Here is a 1875-nt window from a genome sequence, read left to right as displayed (position 1 = left end):
GTCTGGGCGGGGGTGGGGACCGAGGGGTCGATTCCGGCCACTTTCGGCAGGTGAGGGGCGGTCATGGCTGGCGGCTTTCGCCTCTGGCCCTCGCCCAGGAGGTCGCCAATCGGCCATCACCGCAGGTCGCGGGGGTATTTGTGGTGAAGAGCGGCATTTTGTCGAGTGATCGAATCCGCCATGATGGGCAGGACATTTCTCGCAATAGCATCGCAAACCCCCATGTCATGCTGCGCCGCTATCAATGACTCCACATGTACACGTACCCGTGGGGCGTGTCCAGCATTGTGCAGGTGGGGTTGTTGGTGTCTGTGTGGATTCGAAGTTGGCCGAAAAAACGTCCTTCAGTCGGCATATTGCGGTCGACTGAGAGCAATCGACAACGCGTCATATCCACCGAGGTGGGTACGTACTCGGAGAAGGGCAGGGGCAGTTGGGGGCGCCCCGGAACCCCGCGACGGCCTTTGAGCGTCCCAGCGACTGTTGGCGACGGCCGCGCCCATCCCCGAGCGGCAGGGGAAGCACCGAACAGGCAAGCGCCAGGTGCGCGCCACCCCTCGCCAGGTTCCACGCTCGGCCCGCGACGTGATGCGCTGCCTTGTACGCGCAGTGACGTGTGATCCATGTGGTGCGGGAGAGGTCCGGGCAGCACCACGCAGCACCACGCAGCACCATCCAGCACCATGCAGCTCCAGGCAGTGCCCTGCACTGCCCTGCGGTTCGATGGATTCATCGTGTGCGACGGATCGCGATGGATACGGCCCTCGGCGTTAACGGAAAGGAACGAGCGCATATGCGCGAGATCCTCGGAAGGCGACGCAGGCTCCTGCTCATGCGTGGGCGCGGCGGGAGGTCCGCCCTGCTCGGCATGGCGCTCATCTGCGCCACCGAATGGCAGTGGCCGGTGCTCCCGGGGGTGGGTCTCCGGTCGGGCGGTGGCCGGGCGGGCCGGGACTGTGCCTGCCCCCACCCCGACTGCGAAGTGCCCGGCGCGCACCCGTTCGACCCGGGCATCCTGGGGGCCACCACGGACCGGCGCATGGTGCGCTGGTGGTGGACCAACCGCCCGACGGCCCCCCTCGTGCTCGCCACGGGCGGCAGCGCGCCCTGCGCGGTGAGCCTGCCGGCGGTGGCCGGGGCGCAGGCGCTCACGGCGCTCGACCGCCTCGGAGTGCGGCTGGGCCCGGTGGTGGCCACCCCCACCCGCTGGGCGCTGCTGGTGGCGCCGTACTCCCTGCCGCAGCTGGGCGAGCTGCTCCACAGCCGCAGCTGGGTGCCGAGCTCGCTGCGCTTCCACGGCCAGGGCGGCTATCTGATCCTGCCGCCGTCGCGCACCGGTGCGGGGCGCGTGCGCTGGGAGCGCGCGCCCCAGCCCGTGGCGACGCCGCCCTGGCTGCCGGAGGTGGAGACGGTGGTGGACGCCTTGGTGGAGGCGAGCACCGGCACGCCGGACAGCGGCAGTCGGCTCGCGTACTGAGCGAGCGCCCCTTTTGTTGATCGCCCGGATATTCGCGCATTCACTCGTACGGGTGTGAGCCGGGTGGAGAAGTAGCGAATATGGCCGCGCGGGAGTCCGGTGTGCCGCCTCCCGGCCGCTATCTTCGGCCTACCCATCCGGCGTTTCAGCGAGTTTCCAGGTAGGTCCCATGGAGCGGGCGTCGCACGCGCGTACGTCACATGTCCACGTGCTCGTGCTCGTCGGCGCCGTGGCCCTCGCGGCCGTACTGCCGCTCGCGGCCGCCGCGACGGTCAAGCCGGCCCGGGACGCCGCGGAGCCCAAGGCGGCCGCCAAGGGCGGCGCGCGGGGGGCCGGTGGCCCCGCCACCCCCGCCCGGCGCGACGCGGACCGCGAGGGGCCGCCCCCCGGGCACCGCG

1 protein-coding gene and 2 pseudogenes are annotated in these 1875 nt (G+C 70.8%); 2 read left to right on the top strand and 1 reads right to left on the bottom strand.

Annotation, left to right across the window (positions count from 1 at the left end; genetic code table 11):
• Positions 1 to 286, bottom strand: a pseudogene (locus tag ACSNOD_RS30860) (hypothetical protein); the annotation flags it as partial.
• 507 nt (positions 287 to 793) lie between these two features.
• Between ACSNOD_RS30860 and ACSNOD_RS30855 the strand changes: the two are divergent.
• Together ACSNOD_RS30855 and ACSNOD_RS30850 are read left to right on the top strand one after the other, a co-directional pair.
• Positions 794 to 1477, top strand: a complete 684-nt coding sequence (locus ACSNOD_RS30855) for a bifunctional DNA primase/polymerase (RefSeq protein WP_436770380.1) — start codon at positions 794 to 796, stop codon at positions 1475 to 1477.
• A 208-nt stretch (positions 1478 to 1685) separates the two neighbouring features.
• A pseudogene (locus ACSNOD_RS30850) lies at positions 1686 to 1875 on the top strand (hypothetical protein); the annotation flags it as partial.

Source organism: Streptomyces sp. URMC 123, from assembly GCF_051386515.1.
GTDB lineage: Bacteria > Actinomycetota > Actinomycetes > Streptomycetales > Streptomycetaceae > Streptomyces.
The sequence above is the reverse complement of the archived record's forward strand: the minus strand, read 5'-3'. Positions and strand labels throughout refer to the sequence as shown.